Raw genomic sequence first — 20889 nt, 5'->3', positions numbered from 1 at the left:
GGTCCGGCCCCGCCAGGTGAGCGCGGGTCAGCTCAGCAGCTCCACCTCCGCCAGCGTCGCCTCACCGCTCAGCACCAGCCGGTAGTGCGCGTACGGCTTCGGGTCGGCGACCGAGAAGACCCGGGTCTGCTTGTCCCAGCGGAAGGACTCGTCCGTCCGCCGGTCCAGGTCCTGCCAGGTCTGCCCGTCCGCGGAGCCCTGGAGCACCCAGCCGGTGGGCGCCTTGGCGGCCTCCGTGGAGGTCAGCGTGTACTGCACCGCCGTGGCGGCCTTCTCCACGGGCAGCTCGACCTCGGTCACCGCGGCGCCGGTCGCCGAGGTGTTGTCGAACAGCGGGCCCTCGCCCTTCACCGCGTCCTCGCGGGGCGTGGGCACCTCGTCGTCCTGGGTGATCGACACCGGCGCGGCGTTCTTGCCGGTGCCCCACGACGACGGGCGCGGGCCCATGTCGAACTCCAGCACGCCGCCCTTGGCGATCGCCGAGTGCGGAAGCGCCGTGGAGTTCCAGCGCTTGCCGTTGACCTTCAGGCCCTGCACGTAGACGTTCTTCGCGCTGTTCCTCGGCGCCTTCACGACCAGCTCGCGGCCGTTCTCCAGGTGCACGGTGACCTTCGTGAACAGCGGGGAGCCGATGGCGTACTCGCCGCTGCCCATCACCAGCGGGTAGAAGCCGAGCGAGGAGAACAGGTACCAGGCGGACTGCTCGCCGTTGTCCTCGTCGCCGTGGTAGCCCTGCCCGATCTCGCTGCCGGTGTAGAGGCGGGACAGCACCTCACGCACGTTCTTCTGGGTCTTCCAGGGCTGCCCGGCCGCGTCGTACATGTACAGGGCGTGGTGGGCCACCTGGTTGGAGTGGCCGTACATGCCCATCCGGACGTCGCGCGCCTCGATCATCTCGTGGATGACGCCGCCGTAGGAGCCCTTGAGGTCCGGGGAGGCCGTCTCGGGCGTGGAGAGGTACTCGTCCAGCTTGTCGGCGAGGCCCTTGCGCCCGCCGTACAGGTTGGCGAGGCCCCGGCTGTCCTGGGCGGCGGTGAACGCGTAGCCCCAGCCGTTGGTCTCCGTGTAGTCGTAGCCCCAGACCCGCGGGTCGTACTCGGAGGACTTCACCCGCCAGTCGCCCTTGAGGTCACGGCCCTGGAAGAAGCCGGCCTCGGAGTCGAACAGGTTGACGTAGTCCTGCGCCCGGTTGAGGAAGTACGCGGACTCCTCCTTGTAGCGCTTCTCGCCGGTCTTCTTGTAGAGGGCCTCGCCCATCTTGGCGATGCCGTAGTCGTTCAGGTAGCCCTCCAGGGCCCAGGACAGGCCCTCGTGGGTCTCGGTGCTGGTGTAGCCGAGGAACGGCGAGGTCGCCATGCCCTTGCGGCCCACACCGGACGACGGGGGCACCACCGTGGCGTTCTTCACCGCCGCGTCGTACGCGGCCTTCGCGTCGAAGCCGTCGACGCCCTTGACGTAGGCGTCCGCGAAGGCGACGTCCGAGGAGGTGCCGGTCATCAGGTCCGCGTAGCCGGGGGAGGACCAGCGGGAGGTCCAGCCGCCGTCCTTGTAGTGCTGCACGAACCCGTCGACCAGCTCACCGGCCTTGGAGGGGGTGAGGAAGGAGTACGCCGGCCAGGTCGTCCGGTAGGTGTCCCAGAAGCCGTTGTTGACGTAGACCTTGCCGTCCACGATCTTCGCGCCCGTGTGGGTCGGCGTGTCCTGCTCGACCATCCTCGAGAACGGCGAGGCGTACTTGTCCTTTCCGTCGACCTTCTCGAAGCCCGAGTTCGGGTACAGGTACAGCCGGTACAGGCTGGAGTAGAGCGTGGTCAGCTGGTCCGGCGTGGCGCCCTCGACCTCGACCTTGCCGAGGATCCTGTCCCACTGCTTGCGGGCGTCGCGCTTGACCTTGTCGAAGGAGGTGCGCTCGCCGATCTCCTGGCGCAGGTTGTCCTTCGCCTGGTCCACGCTGATCAGCGAGGTGGCCAGGCGCAGGGTGACCGTGCGGTCCTTGCCCGCGTCGAAGCGCAGATAGCCCTTGACGCCGCTGGCGTCGCCCTCGGTGACCTTCTTGTCGAACTCACCGTAGACGAACAGCCGGGTCGCGCCCGTGGACAGCCCGGACTTGACGTCCGAGTAGCCGGTGAAGGTGCCGTTCTCCTCGTCGAGGGTCAGGCCGGCCTGGTCGGTGACGTTGTCGAAGAGCACGCTCGCGTCGTCGCCGGGGAAGGTGAAGCGCATCGCCGCCGCGTGGTCGGTCGGCGCCATCTCGGCCTTCAGACCGTTCTCGAACCGCACCCCGTAGTAGTACGGCCGCGCGGTCTCGTTCTCGTGCCGGAACGCCAGTTCGCGCTTCTCCCGGTCCAGGTCCGGGGTGCCGGAGGCGGCGGACGGCATCACCTGGAAGGTCTGCCGGTCGCCCATCCAGGGGCTCGGCTCGTGGCTCGCGCTGAACGCCTGGATCGTCGGCAGGTTGTCCGCGTTGTTGCCGCGCGCGTAGTCGTACAGCCAGCTCAGCGAACCGGCGTTGGTGACCGGGGTCCAGAAGTTGAAGCCGTGCGGCACGGCCGTCGCGGGGAAGTTGTTGCCGCGCGAGAAGCTGCCGCTGGAGTTGGTGCCCCGGGTCGTCACCGCGTAGTCGGACAGATGCGCCTTCGGCCGCTCGGGCTTGACCGGCTTCAGCGACACGTCGTCCAGCCAGCCGCGGAACTTGGTCTCGCCCTTGGGGGAGTCGTACGCCACCAGGATCCGGTCCACGGTCTTGCCGGCGGCCACCGAGCCGATCCGGGAGACCACGTTGTTCCACTGGTTGACGTAAAGGATCTTCGACGCGCCCTGCCCCTGCGGGGTGAGCGGGAAGCCGTGCTGGTCGGTGGCGCGCAGGTCGCTCAGGTAGGTGCCGTCGGTGAAGGCGAGGTCGACGGAGACGTTGGTGGAGTCGTAGTCGAGGTCGCCGTCCGCCATCGACGGGAAGATGCGGTACGACAGTTCGGTGTCCCGCTCGACCCTGGTGTTGACGTCGAACACCTTGTTGTACGAGTACGCCCGCCCGTCGGTGGTGTGCCGGCCCGCGTAGCGCAGGGCGCGCTTGCCGGTGAACCCGGCGCCCGCCTTGGCCGTCGGCGAGCCGGTGGGGCCCCGGTCGACCAGCGAGAGCATGTCCTGCGGTATCGGCGCCTCGTCGTCGCCGGTGGAGAACTGGACGTCGGCGAGCTGGACTATGTCGCCGCTGCCGATCTTGGTGATCTCCAGCCGGAAGTGCCGGTAGTCGGCGACCGCGGAGGCGTCGATGTCGTAGATCTTGGTCTGGAAGCGCTCCGCGAACGTCTCGCCCGAGCGGGTGTCGAGGGTCTGCCAGTTCTCGCCGTCGGTGGAGCCCTTGAGGGTCCAGTCCCTCGGGTCGCGCTCGGCGGCGTCGTTGGCGGACGTGAGGGCGTAACGGAGCACCTTGGCGGGGGCGTCCAGGTCGAACTCCACCCAGCCGGTGGATTCGAACGCCAGCCACTTGCTGCCGGGTTCGCCGTCGACGAGGTTCTCCTTCACCTCCCCGCCGCCGGTGTTCTCCGCGCTCGCGCGGACGTCCGTGACATGGTCGGTGACGTTGCCCGGGATGCCCGAGCTGTAACCGCCGTCCACGCCGGAGGCGCGCTTCTCGCCGCCCCGCGTGGTGTCGACGGTGTTCTGCCAGTCCGGGGCGGGGTCCCCGGACTCGAACGACGAGGAGAACTCCCGGTCGGCCTTCCGCGGCGCCTCGGGCAGCGCCACGGCGGCGCCCTGTGAGCCCGCGGCCAAAGCGAAGGCGGTCGTCGCGACGACCGCCGTTCCCCATCTGTGTCGAACCCTCTGTTGCATGCGCGAGCACCCTCCCTGCGCTGGACAACGTTGTCAATTGCAGACCGCAAGGACCAGTAGTGGGTCAAGTGGCCTGTGATGTCAAGGGGTTGTTTGTGGCATTCACCGGTGATGACGGGGACATTTCCGTCCCGGAAGGTGCCCGAGGCTCTTATTTCCGCGAGGTCTCAACTCGGAAAAGACGTAAGGGGAACCTTGCATTCGATCTTGCTCCGTCGGCGTGAAGTGGACTATACCTGTCGGCACTCCGGGGCAATCTTCACCGCACCCGACCAGTACCAGCCGCACTTCCTGCACGACCCAGCTTGACCCGAACGCGGTGCCGGTAAGGATCCGGTTCACCGCCTGAGTCCTGGAGAAGGCGAGGACTTGAGCATGGGATCCACTTCCGGCACAGGCCATTGCGATCTGATCAGGCGGAGTGCGACCGCCGCTCCGGCCCCGGCGACTTCTGTGCCGGCATCGCTCAGCTGATCACCGGCGCCGCACCGCGGCTCCGAGACGACGGCGACAACGCCCCCGTGCGGCCGGCACAGAACAGGTCCGGCCACGGCGGGCGCACACGCAGCACACCCCGTACAGAGCCAATCGATCAGTGAGGATGCAGAGATGACCATTCGTGCCGGCTCTCTTGACAGGCGGACGCTCCTGCGCGGGGCCATCGCCACCGCGGCGATGGGCTCGTTCGCGGCAGCGTGCAGCTCTCCCTCCAGCAACGAAAGCGACGGCAGCGGCCCGAAGGGCGAGAAGAGCGCCACGAATCCGTTCGGTGTCGCCGCGAACTCCACGGTCGAGGCGGCCATCTTCGACGGCGGCTACGGCACCGACTACGTCGACTACACCAACCAGGTGCTCGGCAGCCAGGTCAAGGGCCTCAAGGTCCAGGTCAAGCCGGTCGTCGACATCGCCCCCCAGCTTCAGCCCCGCTTCGTCGGCGGCAACCCGCCGGACCTCATCGACAACTCCGGCGAGGACCAGATCGGCTTCCTCGGCATCCTCGACCAGCTGGAGGAGCTCGACGACCTCTTCGAGGCCAACACCTACGAGGGCAAGAAGATCGCCGACATCGTCTACCCCGGCGTCAAGGCCCCCGGCACGTTCAGGGACAAGTTCGTCGCGCTCAACTACGTGATGACCGTGTACGGCGTCTGGTACTCGAAGACGCTGTTCGAGGAGAACGGCTGGACCCCGCCGAAGACCTGGGACGAGGCGCTCGACCTCGGCCAGCAGGCGAAGAAGAAGGGCAAGTACCTCTTCGTCCACGGCAAGGAGGCGGCGACCTACTACCGCACGCTCCTGATCGACTCGGCGATCAAGGAGGGCGGCGACGAGGTCCGGCTCGGCCTGGAGAACCTGGAGAAGGGCTGCTGGTCGCACCCGGCCATCCAGGGCGTCATCAAGGTCATGGAGACCATGGTCAGGCAGAAGATGTTCGTCCCCGGCGGCTCCGGCACCCAGTTCCAGAAGGCGCAGGCGATCTGGAGCAACGACCAGAAGGCGCTGCTCTACCCGTCCGGTGGCTGGATCGAGAACGAGATGAAGAAGGCCACGAAGGCGGACTTCCAGATGACCGGATTCCCGTCGATGACGCTCACCGACAAGCCGGCGCTGCCCTACGAGTCGCTCCGCGCGGCCGCCGGCGAGCCGTTCATCGTGCCCAGGCAGGGCAAGAACCCGGCCGGCGCCAAGGAGGTGCTGCGGGCGATGCTGTCGGAGAAGGCGGCCGCCAACTTCTCCAAGACCAAGCTGGCCCCGACGATCGTCAAGGGCACCGTGCCCGCCGACGGTTACGGATCGACGGCCCTCGTCTCGCAGACGACGATGCTGGAGGCCGCGGGCACCAACATCTTCAACTACATGTTCGTCGAGACCTACGGGATGAACACCGACCAGCTGGTGCCGTGGAACTCGTTCCTCGCCGGTGACCTCGACGGCAAGGGGCTGACCTCGGCCCTGCAGAAGATCTCCGACAAGGTCCGGGAGGACGACTCCGTCGACAAGGTCAAGGTCAGCTAGCACCGCGATGAAGGACACGATCCCCACTGCCAAGACTGCGAGCCGCCGGCACGAGCCGGCCGCTCGCGGTGGGCGGCCACGGCGCCGCAAGCTCACGTTCGACCGGGTGACGTTCTTCCTGGCGTTCCTCGGTGTCCCGCTGGCCATCTTCGTGATCTTCGTCCTGATCCCGTTCGGCCAGGCGATCTTCTGGGCGATGACCGACTGGCGCGGCTTCAGCCCGGACTACAACTTCGTCGGCTTCGACAACTTCACGAAGATGTTCCAGGACGACATCTTCCTGAAGGCGTTGCGCAACGTCGCACTCCTCGCGGTCTTCGTGCCGCTGGTGACGCTGACGCTCGCCCTCGGGGTCGCCGTGGCCATCACCCTGGGAGGGCCCAGCAAGGGCCCCGTCCGGGGGATCCGCGGAGCGTCGTTCTACCGGATCGTCTCGTTCTTCCCCTACGTCGTGCCGGCGATCATCGTCGGTCTGATCTGGGCGCAGATGTACGACCCGAACGCCGGCCTGCTCAACGGCGTCCTCACGGGCCTCGGCCTCGACCGGTTCGACACGTTCGCGTGGCTGGGTGAGCAGGCGACGGCGATGCCGGCCGTGATGTTCGTCATCGTCTGGGGGCTCGTCGGGTTCTACGCGGTGCTCTTCATCGCCGCGATCAAGGGCGTCCCCGCCGAGCTGTACGAAGCGGCGAGGATCGACGGGGCCGGGCGGCTGCGCACCACCGTCTCGATCACCCTGCCGGCGATCCGGGACAGCGTGCAGACGGCGTACATCTACCTGGGCATCGCCGCCCTCGACGCGTTCGTCTACGTCCAGGCGATGGTCCCGAACGGCGGCCCGGACAACTCGACCCTGACGATCAGCCAGCGTCTGTTCAACGTCGCCTTCGCCAAGCAGCAGTTCGGCTACGCCACCGCCATGGGCGTCGTCCTCGCCGTCGTCACCCTGGTGTTCGCGGCGCTGGTGTTCCTCGTCAACCGCCTCACGGGCGGCGGCGAGGGCGAGAGCAGGAGGAAGGCGCCCGGGTCCAAGGCCCGGCGTGCCGCAGCCGAGGGAGGTGCCGGGTGAGCGTCATCGCCGCCGACCGGAAGCCGGTCGGTGACCGTCAACCGGCGAAGGACCGGAAGCTGACGCGCGTGGCCGCGAGCGGCGACCGCAGATTCGCGGCGATCTCGCACGCCCTGCTGATCGTGTGGTCCGTGATCGTGATCGTGCCCATGCTGTGGGTGCTGATGTCGTCGTTCAAATCGACCGGCGAGATCCTTTCGTCGCCGTTCTCGCTGCCGGATCACTGGCGGTTCGAGAACTACGCGAACGCGTGGACCGACGCGAGCATCGGACGGTACTTCCTGAATTCCGTGATCGTCGTGGTCTCGGCACTGATCCTGGTGATGCTGCTCGGCGCGATGTGCGCCTACATTCTCGCCCGGTTCGAATTCCCCGGCCGCCGGCTGATCTACTACGTCATGCTCGCCGGCCTGACGTTCCCGGTCTTCCTGGCGATCGTTCCGCTTTTCTTCCAGCTGCAGAATTTCGGGCTGCTGAACACGCGTCCCGGGCTGATCCTCACCTATGTCGCGTTCGCGCTGCCGTTCACGATGTTCTTCCTCTACTCGTTCTTCCGGTCGCTGCCGCACGACGTGTACGAGGCCGCGCTGATCGACGGTGCCGGGGACTGGCGGGCGTTCTTCCAGGTGATGCTGCCGATGGCCCGTCCGGGCATGGCGGCGGTGGCGATCTTCAACTTCCTGGGCCTGTGGAACCAGTTCCTGCTGCCGGTGGCGCTCAACACCGACCAGGACATGTGGGTCCTCACCCAGGGCATGGCCGCCTACGCGTCCTCGCAGGTCTACGACATCGACTACGGCGCGCTGTTCGCGGCGATCGTGATCACGGTGGTGCCCGTACTGATCGTGTACTGCGTCTTCCAGCGGCGGATCGCCGGCTCGGTGTCACAGGGAACCTTCCGCTGACGCCGGCCGCCGCTCCACCCGGCGTGCACAGGGGTCCGGCCCCGGAGAGACAGCTCTCCGGGGCCGGACCCCTGTGGCGCACCCCGGGTAGCCGGCCGGGCACGGGCTGGAACCGATTTCTGTCAAGGTCTTGACGGCACTGGGCGATTCAGCGGAGCTTGGACTTCATAACTTGTACAAGGCCCCGTCGCCCCACGGTGACGCGGGCCAGGGATGAGGGTGAGAGTCAATGGAGACTCCGGGGTCGCAGTCGTCGCTGCACCGAGCCAACCTGGAGCGGGTCGTCCGAGCAGTACGCCTGGCGGGTTCCCTGACCCAGGCCGAGATCGCGAGGACGACCGGCCTGTCCGCGGCCACGGTCTCCAACATCGTCCGGGAACTGAAGGAGGGCGGCACGGTCGAGGTGACCCCCACCTCGGCCGGGGGACGCCGGGCCCGCAGCGTCTCGCTCAGCGGGGACGCCGGCATAGTCGTCGGGGTCGACTTCGGGCACACCCACCTGCGGGTCGCCGTCGGGAACCTCGCCCATCAGGTCCTGGCCGAGGAGTCCGAACCGCTGGACGTGGACGCTTCCTCCGCACAGGGCCTCGACCGGGCGGAACAGCTGGTCAACCGGCTGATCGAGGCCACCGGGGTGGACCGGTCCAAGGTCGCGGGCGTCGGCCTCGGCGTGCCCGGGCCGATCGACGTGGAGTCCGGCACCCTCGGGTCCACCGCGATCCTGCCCGGCTGGTCCGGGACCCGCCCCGCGGAGGAGCTGCGCGGGCGGCTCGGCGTGCCGGTCCACGTGGACAACGACGCCAACCTCGGCGCCCTCGGCGAGATGGTCTGGGGCAGCGGCCGGGGCGTGCGCGACCTGGCGTACATCAAGGTCGCCAGCGGTGTCGGCGCCGGCCTGGTGATCAGCGGGAAGATCTACCGCGGCCCGGGCGGCACGGCCGGCGAGATCGGCCACATCACCCTCGACGAGGCCGGCCCGGTCTGCCGCTGCGGCAACCGCGGCTGCCTGGAGACCTTCACGGCCGCGCGCTACGTCCTGCCGCTGCTCCAGCCCAGCCACGGCACCGACCTGACCATGGAAGGCGTCGTACGGCTGGCCAGGGACGGCGACCCGGGATGCCGCCGCGTCGTCGCCGACGTGGGCCGCCACATCGGCAGCGGTGTAGCCAATCTGTGCAACCTCCTGAACCCGAGCCGGGTCGTGCTCGGCGGTGATCTCGCCGAGGCCGGCGAGCTGGTCCTTGGCCCCATAAGAGAGTCCGTGGGACGCTACGCCATCCCGAGTGCCGCGCGCCAACTGTCCGTACTTCCAGGGGCACTTGGGGGCCGCGCCGAGGTGCTCGGCGCCCTCGCGCTGGCGCTGAGCGAGATGGGCGATTCGACCCTTCTGGACGGTACGGCGACGGGGTCCCTCGCGGCCTCCACCCCTGCCTTCACTTAGAGAACGGATGGCACCGTTGCCATCTCGTTAAGGATTTACTTCTTGACGTCGCACGTGCGGCCGAGTTGACTTCCAGCCACCTCGGCCGCAACGACGCGGCCTCGTCAGGGAGGTTTGTAGAAGTGAACACGCGTATGCGTCGTGCCGCCTTCGCCATCGCCGCGGGTGCGATGGCCGTCTCGCTCGCCGCCTGTGGCAGCGCCGCCGAGTCCGGCGACAAGAGCGACTCCGGCGACTCCGCCGCCAAGGGCGACAACATCAAGGTCGGTCTGCTCCTGCCGGAGAACCAGACCGCGCGGTACGAGAAGCTCGACAAGCCCTTGATCGAGAAGAAGGTCAAGGAGCTCACGAACAACAAGGGCGAGGTCGTCTACGCCAACGCCAAGCAGGACGCCAGCCTGCAGAACCAGCAGGTCGACACGATGGTCACCAACAAGGTGGACGTGCTCATCGTGGACGCGGTGGACTCCAAGGCCATCGCCGGCTCCGTGAAGAAGGCCAAGGACGCCGGTATCCCGGTCGTGGCCTACGACCGCCTCGCCGAGGGCCCGATCGACGCCTACACGTCGTTCGACAACGTGACCGTCGGCAAGACGCAGGGCGAGGCCCTGCTCCAGGCGCTGGGCGCGAAGGCCAAGAGCGGCCAGATCGTCATGATGAACGGCTCCTCCACGGACCCGAACGCCGCCATGTTCAAGGAGGGCGCGCACTCCGTCCTCGACGGCAAGGTCAAGATCGGGCGCGAGTACGACACCAAGGAGTGGAAGCCCGAGAACGCCAACGCCAACATGGAGGGCGCCATCTCCGCCCTCGGCAAGGACAAGATCGTCGGCGTCTACTCCGCCAACGACGGCATGGCGGGCGGCATCATCACCGCCCTCAAGGCCGCCGGCCTGAACAACGTCCCGGTCACCGGCCAGGACGCCGAGCTCGCGGGCGTGCAGCGCATCGTCACCGGTGAGCAGTACATGAGCGTCTACAAGCCGTACCCGCAGGAGGCGAACGTCGCCGCGGAGATGGCCGTCGCGCTGGCCCAGGGCAAGCCGCTGGACTCCATCGCCAAGGACAAGGTCGACAGCCCCACCACCAAGGGGGTCCCGTCGGTGATCGTCCCGGTCGTGTCGCTGACCAAGGACAACATCAACGACACCGTGATCAAGGACGGCATCTACACCGTCCAGGAGATCTGCACGGGCAAGTACAAGGCCGCCTGCGACAAGATCGGCCTCAAGTAAGCAGTCCCGCATCCCGTCACGAAGGGGAGTCCGCAGACCCGGACTCCCCGACGGGACGACTGCCACGCGCTTCCGCCGGCGCCCCGCACACACCAGCCCCGCAAGCTACGCGGGGCGCCGGACGGAACATCCCCCCCAATCCCTTGCACAACCTCCCGCCGGGTCAGGCGGCGAAGGAGATGGTTCACGTGTCCGCTACGCCCGTGCTGGCGTTGCGCGGGGTCTCCAAGCGGTTCGGTGCCGTCCAGGCGCTCACCGACGTCGAGCTTGAGGTCCACGCCGGTGAAGTGGTCGCCCTGGTGGGCGACAACGGCGCCGGAAAGTCCACGCTGGTCAAGACGATCGCCGGCGTGCATCCCATCGATGAGGGCGTCATCGAGTGGGACGGCAGGCCCGTGCAGATCAGCAAGCCGCACGACGCCCAGAACCTGGGCATCGCGACGGTGTACCAGGACCTCGCGCTGTGCGACAACATCGACGTCGTCGGCAACCTCTACCTGGGCCGGGAGCTGCGCAGGCGCGGCGTCCTGGACGAGGTCGAGATGGAGCGCCGCTCCCGCGAGCTCCTCGACACCCTGTCGATCCGCATCCCCAGCGTCCGCATCCCGATCGCCTCGCTGTCCGGTGGTCAGCGCCAGGTGGTCGCCATCGCCCGGTCCATGCTCGGCGAGCCCAAGCTGGTCATCCTGGACGAGCCCACCGCGGCCCTCGGCGTCGAGCAGACCGCGCAGGTCCTCGACCTGGTCGAGCGGCTCCGCGAGCGCGGCCACGCGGTCATTCTCATCAGCCACAACATGGCCGACGTGAAGGCCGTGGCGGACAAGGTCGCCGTCCTGCGCCTCGGGCGCAACAACGGCGTCTTCGAGGTCAAGTCGACCTCGCAGGAAGAAATCATCTCCGCCATCACGGGCGCCACGGACAACGCCGTGACCCGTCGTGCGGCGCGCACCAATGGGGAGATCAAGAAGTGAGCACCGAGAAGACCTCCACCCCCACCGCCGAGGAACACTCCGTGGCGAACCCCGACGCGGCCGCCAAGGCGGTCACCGCGGTCGACCCCCGGCTGCTGGTGCGCGAACAGGGCCTGATGGGCTACTGGAACGAGTTCAAGCGGAAGATGAAGGCGGGTGACCTCGGCTCCATCCCCGTGGTGGTCGGCCTGCTGGTCATCTGGGCCATCTTCACCAGCCTGAACGGCAACTTCCTCACCGCCGGCAACTTCTCCGACATGTCCGTCGCCATGGTCGGCACCGGCATGATCGCCGTCGGCATCGTCTTCGTCCTGCTGCTCGGCGAGATCGACCTGTCGGTCGGTTCCGTCAGCGGTGTCGCGGGCGCCACGTTCGCCGTGCTGAACATCACGCACGGCATGAACGAGATACTCGCCCTCGTCCTGGCGATCCTCACCGGCACGGTCGCCGGCGCGATCCACGGCTTCATCTTCGCCCGGATCGGCGTGCCCGCCTTCGCCGTCACCCTGGCCGGCCTGCTGTTCTGGCAGGGCTTCATGCTCCAGATCCTCGGCGACAACGGCACGATCAACCTGGACTCCGAGGGCCTGGTCGTCAAGCTGACCAGCTACTACTTCAGCGACGTGGCCGCGGCCTACGGCCTGGCGCTGCTCGCGACCGTGGCGTACTTCCTCGCCGCGTTCTTCGACAACCGCCGCCGCGACGCCGCCGGGGTGCCCTCCCGCCCGCTGAACGAGATCATCGTCCGGACGGTGCTGCTCGCGATCCTGGCCTTCGCCGTCGCGATCGTGTTCAACCAGTACAAGGGCCTGCCCCTGGCCGTGGTGATCTTCCTGGCCTTCCTGGTCCTCACCGACTTCGTGCTGCGCCGCACCTCCTACGGCCGCAAGGTGTTCGCGCTCGGCGGCAGCGTCGAGGCGTCCCGCCGTGCCGGTATCAACGTCGAGCTGATCCGCATCTCGGTCTTCGCGATCGCCGGCACCTTCGCCGCGATGGGCGGTCTGTTCGTCGCGTCGAAGATCGCCTCCGCGAACCAGGGCGCCGGTACCGGTGAGTTCCTGATGAACGTCATCGCCGCGGCGGTGATCGGTGGTACGTCGCTCTTCGGTGGCCGTGGCCGCACGTGGGACGCGCTGCTCGGTGTGATGGTCATCGTGTCCATCCAGTACGGGCTGGCGCTGGAGGGCATCGCCTCTCCGGTGCAGTACATGATCACCGGTGGTGTTCTTCTTGCCACGGTCGTCATCGACGCGATCACTCGGAAGACGCAGAAGACTGCGGGGCGGGCTTAGTCGCCTGACTGCGGGTGCGCTGTGGTTGTTCGCGCAGTTCCCCGCGCCCCCTGAGGCGTGACTCTGTGCCCGGTGCCTTTCAGGTGCCGGGCACAGTCGTGCCGTAGCGGGGTACCTCTGAACGGGTGATGTACGACGCACCGCCCCGGGAACGATCGGGTGAGCGGAAGATTAGACTCGACCCGCCCGGCAACAGCTCGATCAGCTCTACTGCAAGGAGGCACGGGTGCCGCTGCTGACCCGCATCAGGGGACCGCGCGATCTGGACCGGCTCACCCTCGAGGAGCTCGACCAGCTGGCCGGGGAGATCCGGACCTTCCTCGTCGACGCGGTCTCCAAGACCGGCGGCCACCTCGGCCCCAACCTCGGTGTGGTGGAGCTCACCATCGCCCTGCACCGGGTCTTCGAGTCCCCGAAGGACAAGGTCCTCTTCGACACCGGCCACCAGTCCTACGTGCACAAGCTGCTGACCGGACGGCAGGACTTCTCCAAGCTGAAGATGAAGGGCGGCCTGTCCGGCTACCCCTCGCAGGCCGAGTCCGAGCACGACGTCATCGAGAACAGCCACGCCTCCACGGTGCTGGGCTGGGCCGACGGCATCGCCAAGGCCAACCAGCTCATGAAGCGGGACGACAGCCACGTCGTCGCGGTCATCGGCGACGGCGCCCTGACCGGCGGCATGGCCTGGGAGGCGCTCAACAACATCGCCGACGCCAAGGACCGCCCGCTGGTCATCGTCGTCAACGACAACGAGCGCTCCTACTCGCCCACCATCGGCGGCCTCGCCAACCACCTGGCGACCCTGCGCACCACCGACGGCTACGAGCGCTTCCTGACCCGCACCAAGGACCTCCTGGAGCGCACCCCGGTCGTCGGCCAGGCCCTCTACGACACCCTGCACGGCGCGAAGAAGGGCCTGAAGGACTTCATCGCCCCGCAGGGCATGTTCGAGGACCTCGGCCTGAAGTACGTCGGCCCCATCGACGGCCACGACATCGAGGCCCTGGAGTCCGCGCTGGCCCGCGCCAAGCGGTTCAACGGCCCGGTCATCGTGCACTGCATCACCGAGAAGGGCCGCGGCTACCAGCCCGCCCTCCAGGACGAGGCCGACCGCTTCCACGCCGTCGGCAAGATCCACCCCGACACGGGCCTGCCGATCGCCACCTCCGGCGCCGACTGGACGAGTGTCTTCGGCGAGGAGATGGTCAAGCTCGGCGAGGAGCGCGAGGACGTCGTCGCCATCACCGCCGCCATGCTCCAGCCGGTCGGCCTGGACAAGTTCGCCAAGCGCTTCCCCGACCGCGTCTACGACGTCGGCATCGCCGAGCAGCACGGCGCCGTCTCCGCCGCGGGACTCGCCCACGCCGGCGTGCACCCCGTCTTCGCCGTGTACGCCACCTTCCTCAACCGCGCCTTCGACCAGGTGCTCATGGACGTGGCCCTGCACAAGTGCGGCGTGACGTTCGTGCTCGACCGGGCCGGCGTCACCGGCACCGACGGCGCCTCCCACAACGGCATGTGGGACATGTCGATCCTCCAGGTCGTGCCCGGCCTCCGGCTCGCCGCCCCGCGCGACGCCGACCAGGTCCGCGCCCAGCTCCGCGAGGCCGTCGCGGTCGAGGACGCCCCCACCGTGGTCCGCTTCTCCAAGGGCGCCGTCGGCCCCGCGGTGCCCGCCGTGGGCCGCGTCGGCGGCATGGACGTGCTGCGCGAGCCCGGCACCGACACGCCCGACGTGCTGCTGGTCTCCGTGGGCGCGCTCGCCCCGATGTGCCTGGAGATCGCCTCGCTGCTGGACCGGCAGGGCATCTCCGCCACCGTCGTCGACCCGCGCTGGGTCAAGCCCGTCGACGAGGCGATGGCCCCGCTCGCCGCGAAGCACCGCGTCGTCGTCACCGTCGAGGACAACTCGCGCGTCGGCGGCGTCGGCTCCGCGATCGCCCAGGCGCTGCGCGACGCCGGGGTGGACATGCCGCTGCGCGACTTCGGCATCCCGCCGCGCTTCCTCGACCACGCCTCGCGCGCCGAGGTCATGGCGGAGATCGGGCTGACCGCCCCGGACGTCGCCCGTCAGGTCACCGGCCTGGTCGCCAAGCTCGACGGGCGGTACGAGCGCTCCTCCGCCGACGCCGTCGACTCGGTGGAGCCCGCCCGGGACTGACCCGCCGTCCGCGCGCGACACGCCGTCACGGGGCCGTCGCGCCCACGTAGCCCGTATGGGCCGCCCGTGCCACTGTGAAGAGTGGCGCGGGCGGCCCGTTCGCGTGAAGGAGCTCGCGCCGGGGCATACGCATCACGCCCCCTCTCGATCATGTCGAGGACGACAAGCGTGGGAGGAACCCGTGACAAGCCCCCTCTTCCGGACGAAGAAGGTCGAGCAGTCCATCCGCGACACCGAGGAGCCCGAGCACGCCCTCAAGAAATCCCTGTCCGCGCTGGATCTGACCGTCTTCGGTGTCGGTGTCATCATCGGCACCGGCATCTTCGTCCTCACCGGCACGGTCGCCAAGGACAACGCCGGGCCGGCCACCGCCCTGGCCTTCGTGGTGGCCGGCGTCGTCTGCGCGCTCGCCGCGCTCTGCTACGCCGAGTTCGCCTCCACCGTCCCCGTGGCCGGCTCCGCGTACACGTTCTCGTACGCCTCCCTGGGCGAGCTGCCGGCCTGGATCATCGGCTGGGACCTGGTCCTGGAGTTCGCGCTCGGCACGGCGGTGGTGGCCGTCGGCTGGTCGGGCTACATCCAGTCGCTGATGGACAACGCCGGATGGGAGATGCCCGCCGCGCTCGGCAGCCGCGAGGGCTCCGACGTCTTCGGCTTCGACATCCTCGCCGCCGTCCTGGTGCTGGTGCTCACCGGCATCCTGGTCCTCGGCATGAAGCTGTCCGCCCGGGTCACCACGCTCGTCGTCGCCATCAAGGTGACCGTCGTCCTGGTCGTGATCATCGCCGGCGCCTTCTTCATCACCGCCGACAACTACGACCCGTTCATCCCCGACGAGAAGCCCGTGCCGGCCGGCCAGAGCCTCGACTCACCGCTCATCCAGCTCATCTTCGGCTGGGCCCCGGCCAACTTCGGCGTGATGGGCATCTTCACCGCCGCGTCCGTGGTGTTCTTCGCGTTCATCGGCTTCGACATCGTCGCCACGGCCGCCGAGGAGACCAAGAACCCGCAGCGCGACATGCCCCGCGGCATCCTCGGCTCGCTGTTCATCTGCACCCTGCTGTACGTCCTGGTGTCGCTCGTCGTCACCGGCATGCAGCACTACTCCGAACTGTCCGTGGACGCCCCGCTCGCGGACGCGTTCAAGGCCACCGGGCATCCCTGGTTCGCCGGCTTCATCAGCTTCGGCGCCGCCGTCGGCCTGACGACCGTCTGCATGATCCTGCTGCTCGGCCAGACCCGGGTCTTCTTCGCGATGAGCCGCGACGGGCTGCTGCCCCGGTTCTTCTCCCGGGTCCACCCGCGCTTCAGGACCCCGCACCGGCCGACCATCCTGCTCGGCGTCGTCATCGCCGTGCTGGCCGGCTTCACCCCGCTCAACGAACTGGCCGCGCTGGTGAACATCGGCACGCTGTTCGCGTTCGTCATCGTCGCGATCAGCGTGATCATCCTCCGCCGCACCCGCCCCGACCTGCACCGCGCGTTCCGCACCCCGTGGGTGCCGGTGCTGCCGATCGTGTCGGTGGCCGCCTCGCTGTGGCTGATGCTCAACCTGCCCGCCGAGACGTGGGTCCGTTTCGGCATCTGGATGGCGATCGGCTTCGTCGTGTACTTCCTCTACAGCCGGACGCACAGCCGGATGGCCCGGGAGGAGGACACGGCGCCGACGCCGCCGGCGTCCTGACCCGCCGTACCGCCCCGCGGCCCCGCGCTTCCGGTCCGTTCCCGGGGGCGCGGGGCCGCGGCGCGTATACGGGCCCGCCTACGGCGTGACCGGGCCTCAGTCCCGGCGCGGGGCGGGCCGCACCGTACGCGGCCCGGCGACGTCGGCGCCCAGCTCCGTCACCCGGCGGCGCAGCTCACGGTCGGCCGTGACCACCAGCACCGGACGGTCGCCCGCCCCGGCCACCAGGGCCACCATGTGGTCGTCCCCGCTGCCGGGAGCCGCCGCGACCCGGACGCCCGGCACCGGCTCCACACCCCGGGCCGCGCCCTCCACCACCAGGACGATTTCCACGGGCCCCGGGCGACCGGGCACGCCCCGCTCCGCGAGATGGTCCCGCAGCCGCTCGGCGGCCCCCCGGCGGTCCCGCCACCACCCGTCGGGCACCGACCCCACGACGTTCGCGGCGTCGACGATCACGAGCAGGGAACCGGCCTCTTCCATACGGTCAGGGTCCCACGCAAGCCCGGGCAATCCCCCCGCGGGGGCGGCCGTACGGCGGGATCCCGACGCCCGCGACGCGGACCGCAGTGCGTAAGGTGAACAGGTGAACGGCGACTGGCTTCTCCGCGGCCGCGACGGCCGCCTCACCGTCTATCTGAAATCGGACGACGCCGTCCTGTGCCGCGCGGAACTCGCCCCCGGCGGCCCCTGGGAACCCTTCCGCCGGATCGGCGGCGACCTGGGGCTCCAGCAGGGACCCGCGGCCGTGGGACAGGGCGGCGACGGATACGCCCACCTGGTCTCCTGGCGGCAGGCCGGGCCGGGGGAGTCCCGCCTGGTGCACTCCACCCACTTCCGCCCGCTGCTCGCCCCGCTCGACTGGTCCCCGGTCGGCCACCCCAACGGCAGGGGCGACCGCACGGGCACGCCGGCCGTGGCCGTGGACGACCGCAGGCGCGCGTACGTCTTCGTGCGCAACGCGGGCGGCGGGGTCAGCCTGCTGGTGCAGAAGGAGCGGGGCGGCTGGTACCCGTGGCGCGACCTCAAGGGATCGAGCATCCAGGATCAACTCGCCGCCGTCTCCCGGGAGTCCGGCCTGGTCGAGGTCTACGCGGCCACGCCCGACCGGATTCTGCACTGGCGTCAGGAGGAACCCGGCAGGACGCCCACGCGGGACGAGACCGCGGACGTCGCCGCGCGCCCCGGCACGCTGCGCGCGCTGCGCACGTCCGCCGAGCGGACCACCCTGTTCTTCACCGACCAGGGCGGGGAGTTGTGCGCCTGGCGCCCCGGCGGCAAGCCGGTGCCGCTGCTCCAGGCGGCGGGGCCGGGCCCCGTCGCGGCCGTGCGCTGCGAGATAGACGGCCACGACTGCACGGTGCTCGCCCAGCGCTCGGAGAGCGGCCGGGTGGCGTTCGCGGCGTACCCCACGGAGCGGGAGCAGGCGGGCGCCTGGTGGACCGAGTCCGGCCCGCCCCTCCCGTCCGCCGCGGAGATCGCCCTGGCGGTCGACGCCCAAGGCACTCTGGTCGCCGCCACCCTCGACCCCACGGACGCGACCCTCCGCGTCACGCGCCGGAAGGCGGAGGCGGGGCTGGCGCTGGAGGGGTGGCGGGAGGTCTGAGACCTCACCGGGAGACGCCGGCTCCGGCGTCTCCCGACTCGGGCCGCCGGGTCAGGAACCGCCCCCGGTCGCCGGGGACTTCTTCGCCGACTCCGGGATCTCCTGGTCGCTGCGGATGGCCTTCCACAGCGTGGACGCCTGCGGTTCGGCGGCCACCACGCGGTTGGGGTCCTGCGTGTCGTACGCCACCGGCAGCATGATCGTCTCCATGGAGCCGGGGTCGACACCGTTCATGCTGCGCCCGAAGTCCGCGAGCGCGGTGAGCGAGGCGAGCTCGGAGTCGGTGGTGAGTGCCGCGGTCAGGGTGTCCGCGATCTTGTAGGTCTTGGTGGGGCTGCCCAGCAGGTCCTGCTTCTTGATCTCGCCGAGCAGGGCGATCATGAACTCCTGCTGGAGACCGATGCGGCCGAGGTCGCTGCCGTCGCCGATGCCGTGCCGGGTGCGGACGAACTGGAGCGACTCGGTGCCGTCCAGACGGTGGGTGCCGGCGGTCAGGTCGAGGCCGCTGGACGTGTCGTGGATGTCCTGGTCGACGGTGACCTCGACGCCGCCGATGGCGTCCACGAGGTCCTTGAAGCCGGCGAAGTCGATCTCGACGTAGTGGTCCATGCGGACGCCGGACATCTTCTCCACCGTCTTCACCACGCAGGCCGGACCGACCTGCGAGTAGATGGAGTTGAACATCACGCGCTCCGCCGACGCCACGGTGGAGCCGTCCCCGTCCTTGCACTCGGGCCGGGTCACCAGGGTGTCGCGCGGGATGCTGACCGCGACGGCCTGGGTGCGGCCCTCGGGTATGTGCATCACGAGCGCGGTGTCGGAGCGGGCGCCGGCGATCTTGCCGGTGTTCAGCTCCGCGTTGTCGCCCGCGCGGGAGTCGGAGCCGAGGATCAGGATGTTCTGGCCGGAGGTGGGCAGCTTCTCCGGGCGGTCGTCACCGATCGCCTCGTTGATGTCGACGCCGTTGATGTTGCCGTCGAGCCCGCTGTAGAGCCAGTAGGCGGTGCCGCCCGCGGCGAGGACGAGCACGAGCAGGGAGAGAAGCACGATCCGGCCGGTACGGCGCTTCTTCTGTCTGCCCCGCCCGGGGGACGAAGCGTGGGAAGGCGGCACAGGGGTGCCCAGATCATGGCTCACGGCGGGTCCTCGCAACTCGTGCCCGGAGGCAACGGCAGCAGGCCGCTCCCGTGAGGGGCCGGGTCGGTGCTGCTCAACTGACGCTTATTGGGATTGAACTATAAACATTGTTCGAGAGCGCATTCGAGTGGTGCGACGGGCCGTCGGCTCTGGTGCGGAGGGCGGTCCGGGCCGGTCCGCGCGCTCCGGGGTCATGATCCGCCGAGCGTCGGAGGCGGTGGTGAGCTGGGACGTTTGTTCGGGTGTGCATATGATGTGGCGAATTCTTGAGTCATCTGTGGACTCCTGAGCACGGCGCGGGAAGGGGCGGTACGCATGCGCGGCAGGCGTGCGCAGCAGGCGGACCGGCGGCCCCAACCGGGAGCTGAAGCCGGGACGGGACCGCGGCAGTCGCGCGTGACGGCTGCGGCCTCGGGGTCGTGGCTGCTGCGCGGCAACGACGACCGCCTGGCCGTGTACGCGATCTCCGAGGCGGGCGTGCACCGCTGGACGGAGGTCTCTGCCGGCAGCGGGAACTGGGGCGGGCCCGACCTCTTCCCTGTTGAAGGGCTGACAGGGGTGACCGTCGGCCAGGGGGCCAATCGCTACGTCCACCTTCTGGGGCGCAGGGAGAGCCGCCAGGACGGCGGGGCGGCGAAGGTCGATCTGGTCTACGCCGTGCAGTACCAGTCGGGGCGGACGCTCGGGGACTGGCGTTCCCTGGGCAACCCGTTCCGGGACCCGAAGGACGGCGCGACGCTCGGCGAGCCGGCCGTAGGGGTGGACGGGCAGGGCACGGTCCATGTGTTCGTCTCGGGCGCTCCTGGCGGGATCATGCTGCGGCGGGAGTCCCGCAGCGGGGCGTGGGAGGCATGGAAGGACCTGCGCGGCGGAGCGGTCGCCGGTCCGCCGACGGCCGCCGCGACCTCCGCCGGCCTGGTGGAACTTCTCGCGCCGGGGAACCGCTCCGTGATGCGCTGGGTGCAGACGGAGCCGGGGGCGGACCTGCGTCGGGCGCAGGACCTCACGCCTGCACCGGCGCCCGGCTCGACCGCACTGCTCGAGACCGCCCCCGGCGTTTTCACCGCGTACTGGTCCGAGTGGAGCGGGACGGGTGTCTACGCGCAACGGCCCGGCGAATGGGCCTTCCCCGTGGGCGGGGCTCCGGCGGAGGGGCCGCTCGCCACGCTCCGCGCGACCCTGGACGGTTACGACTGCACGGTCCTCGCCCACCGCGGGCGCACAGGGACCGCCGTCATCGGCGTCTGCGGCACCGGCGGCGAGGCGGAGGGGCTGTGGTGGACAGACACCGGGGTCGCCTGTCTCGGTACCCCCGCCCTGGCGTTGGACGGGCGGGGGCGCGTCGTCGTGGCGGTCGTCACCGAGACCGGAGCCGTCCTGATCAACCGGCAGCGGCCGGAACCAGGTCTGACGTTGTCCGACTGGCATCCCCTGCCCGTCGGCTGAGCAGACCTCACCGCGTCCCTGGCTGAGTGGGGGCGACACCGCCACACGCTTGGGCGCTCTATACACCAGACCGTTCTAAAAAGCCAGAGTGG

General features: G+C 69.4%; 14 protein-coding genes. 11 read left to right on the top strand and 3 right to left on the bottom strand.

Annotated features, from left to right (window positions below; translation table 11 throughout):
- Positions 1 to 27: 27 nt before the first annotated feature.
- On the bottom strand, positions 28 to 3834 hold the full coding sequence (locus ACFOSY_RS10105; RefSeq protein ID WP_394306408.1) for a GH92 family glycosyl hydrolase: 3807 nt from the start codon (positions 3832 to 3834) through the stop codon (positions 28 to 30).
- A gap of 675 nt (positions 3835 to 4509) precedes the next feature.
- Here ACFOSY_RS10105 and ngcE point away from each other — a divergent pair.
- From ngcE to ACFOSY_RS10060, 9 genes are all read left to right on the top strand, one after another.
- Positions 4510 to 5850 (top strand): N-acetylglucosamine/diacetylchitobiose ABC transporter substrate-binding protein, encoded by a 1341-nt coding sequence (gene ngcE, locus ACFOSY_RS10100; RefSeq protein ID WP_394306698.1) that lies wholly within the window; start codon positions 4510 to 4512, stop codon positions 5848 to 5850.
- A 7-nt stretch (positions 5851 to 5857) separates the two neighbouring features.
- On the top strand, positions 5858 to 6919 hold the full coding sequence (locus ACFOSY_RS10095; protein ID WP_394306407.1) for a carbohydrate ABC transporter permease: 1062 nt from the start codon (positions 5858 to 5860) through the stop codon (positions 6917 to 6919).
- Positions 6916 to 7824, top strand: a complete 909-nt coding sequence (locus ACFOSY_RS10090) for a carbohydrate ABC transporter permease (protein ID WP_394306406.1) — start codon at positions 6916 to 6918, stop codon at positions 7822 to 7824. Before ACFOSY_RS10095 ends, ACFOSY_RS10090 begins: the two co-directional genes overlap by 4 nt.
- Before the next feature lie 229 nt (positions 7825 to 8053).
- Positions 8054 to 9265, top strand: a complete 1212-nt coding sequence (locus tag ACFOSY_RS10085; protein WP_394306405.1) for an ROK family transcriptional regulator — start codon at positions 8054 to 8056, stop codon at positions 9263 to 9265.
- A 134-nt stretch (positions 9266 to 9399) separates the two neighbouring features.
- Positions 9400 to 10500, top strand: coding sequence for an ABC transporter substrate-binding protein (locus tag ACFOSY_RS10080; protein ID WP_394306697.1), 1101 nt, complete (start codon positions 9400 to 9402; stop codon positions 10498 to 10500).
- 179 nt (positions 10501 to 10679) lie between these two features.
- Positions 10680 to 11471: an ATP-binding cassette domain-containing protein gene (locus tag ACFOSY_RS10075; protein WP_394306404.1), complete on the top strand. Its 792-nt coding sequence runs from the start codon at positions 10680 to 10682 to the stop codon at positions 11469 to 11471.
- The gene (locus ACFOSY_RS10070) at positions 11468 to 12763 is read left to right on the top strand and encodes a sugar ABC transporter permease (protein WP_394306403.1); all 1296 of its coding nucleotides are present in this window, start codon (positions 11468 to 11470) and stop codon (positions 12761 to 12763) included. Before ACFOSY_RS10075 ends, ACFOSY_RS10070 begins: the two co-directional genes overlap by 4 nt.
- 226 nt (positions 12764 to 12989) lie before the next feature.
- A complete protein-coding gene (gene dxs, locus ACFOSY_RS10065; RefSeq protein ID WP_394306402.1) occupies positions 12990 to 14924 on the top strand; it encodes a 1-deoxy-D-xylulose-5-phosphate synthase in 1935 nt (644 codons plus the stop codon).
- 181 nt (positions 14925 to 15105) lie between these two features.
- Positions 15106 to 16608, top strand: a complete 1503-nt coding sequence (locus tag ACFOSY_RS10060) for an amino acid permease (RefSeq protein WP_394306401.1) — start codon at positions 15106 to 15108, stop codon at positions 16606 to 16608.
- Between the two features lie 96 nt (positions 16609 to 16704).
- Here ACFOSY_RS10060 and ACFOSY_RS10055 read toward each other — a convergent pair whose 3' ends face one another.
- Entirely contained in the window at positions 16705 to 17091 is a 387-nt protein-coding gene (locus tag ACFOSY_RS10055; protein ID WP_394306400.1) for an NTP pyrophosphohydrolase, read from the bottom strand.
- Positions 17092 to 17194: 103 nt separating this feature from the next.
- Here ACFOSY_RS10055 and ACFOSY_RS10050 point away from each other — a divergent pair, with 103 nt between their 5' ends.
- Positions 17195 to 18214 carry a hypothetical protein gene (locus ACFOSY_RS10050; protein ID WP_394306399.1) on the top strand — a complete coding sequence of 340 codons (1020 nt, stop codon included), beginning with the start codon at positions 17195 to 17197 and terminating at the stop codon, positions 18212 to 18214.
- A gap of 51 nt (positions 18215 to 18265) precedes the next feature.
- On the opposite strand, the gene ACFOSY_RS10045 is transcribed toward ACFOSY_RS10050, so the two are convergent.
- Complete coding sequence (locus ACFOSY_RS10045; RefSeq protein WP_394306696.1) at positions 18266 to 19339, bottom strand: LCP family protein; 1074 nt, start codon at positions 19337 to 19339, stop codon at positions 18266 to 18268.
- A 408-nt stretch (positions 19340 to 19747) separates the two neighbouring features.
- Between ACFOSY_RS10045 and ACFOSY_RS10040 the strand changes: the two genes are divergently transcribed.
- Positions 19748 to 20797, top strand: a complete 1050-nt coding sequence (locus ACFOSY_RS10040) for a hypothetical protein (protein ID WP_394306398.1) — start codon at positions 19748 to 19750, stop codon at positions 20795 to 20797.
- Positions 20798 to 20889: the final 92 nt, after the last annotated feature.

The sequence above is a fragment of the Streptomyces lusitanus genome, assembly GCF_042647945.1.
Lineage (GTDB): Bacteria > Actinomycetota > Actinomycetes > Streptomycetales > Streptomycetaceae > Streptomyces > Streptomyces pseudogriseolus.
The sequence above is the reverse complement of the archived record's forward strand: the minus strand, read 5'-3'. Positions and strand labels throughout refer to the sequence as shown.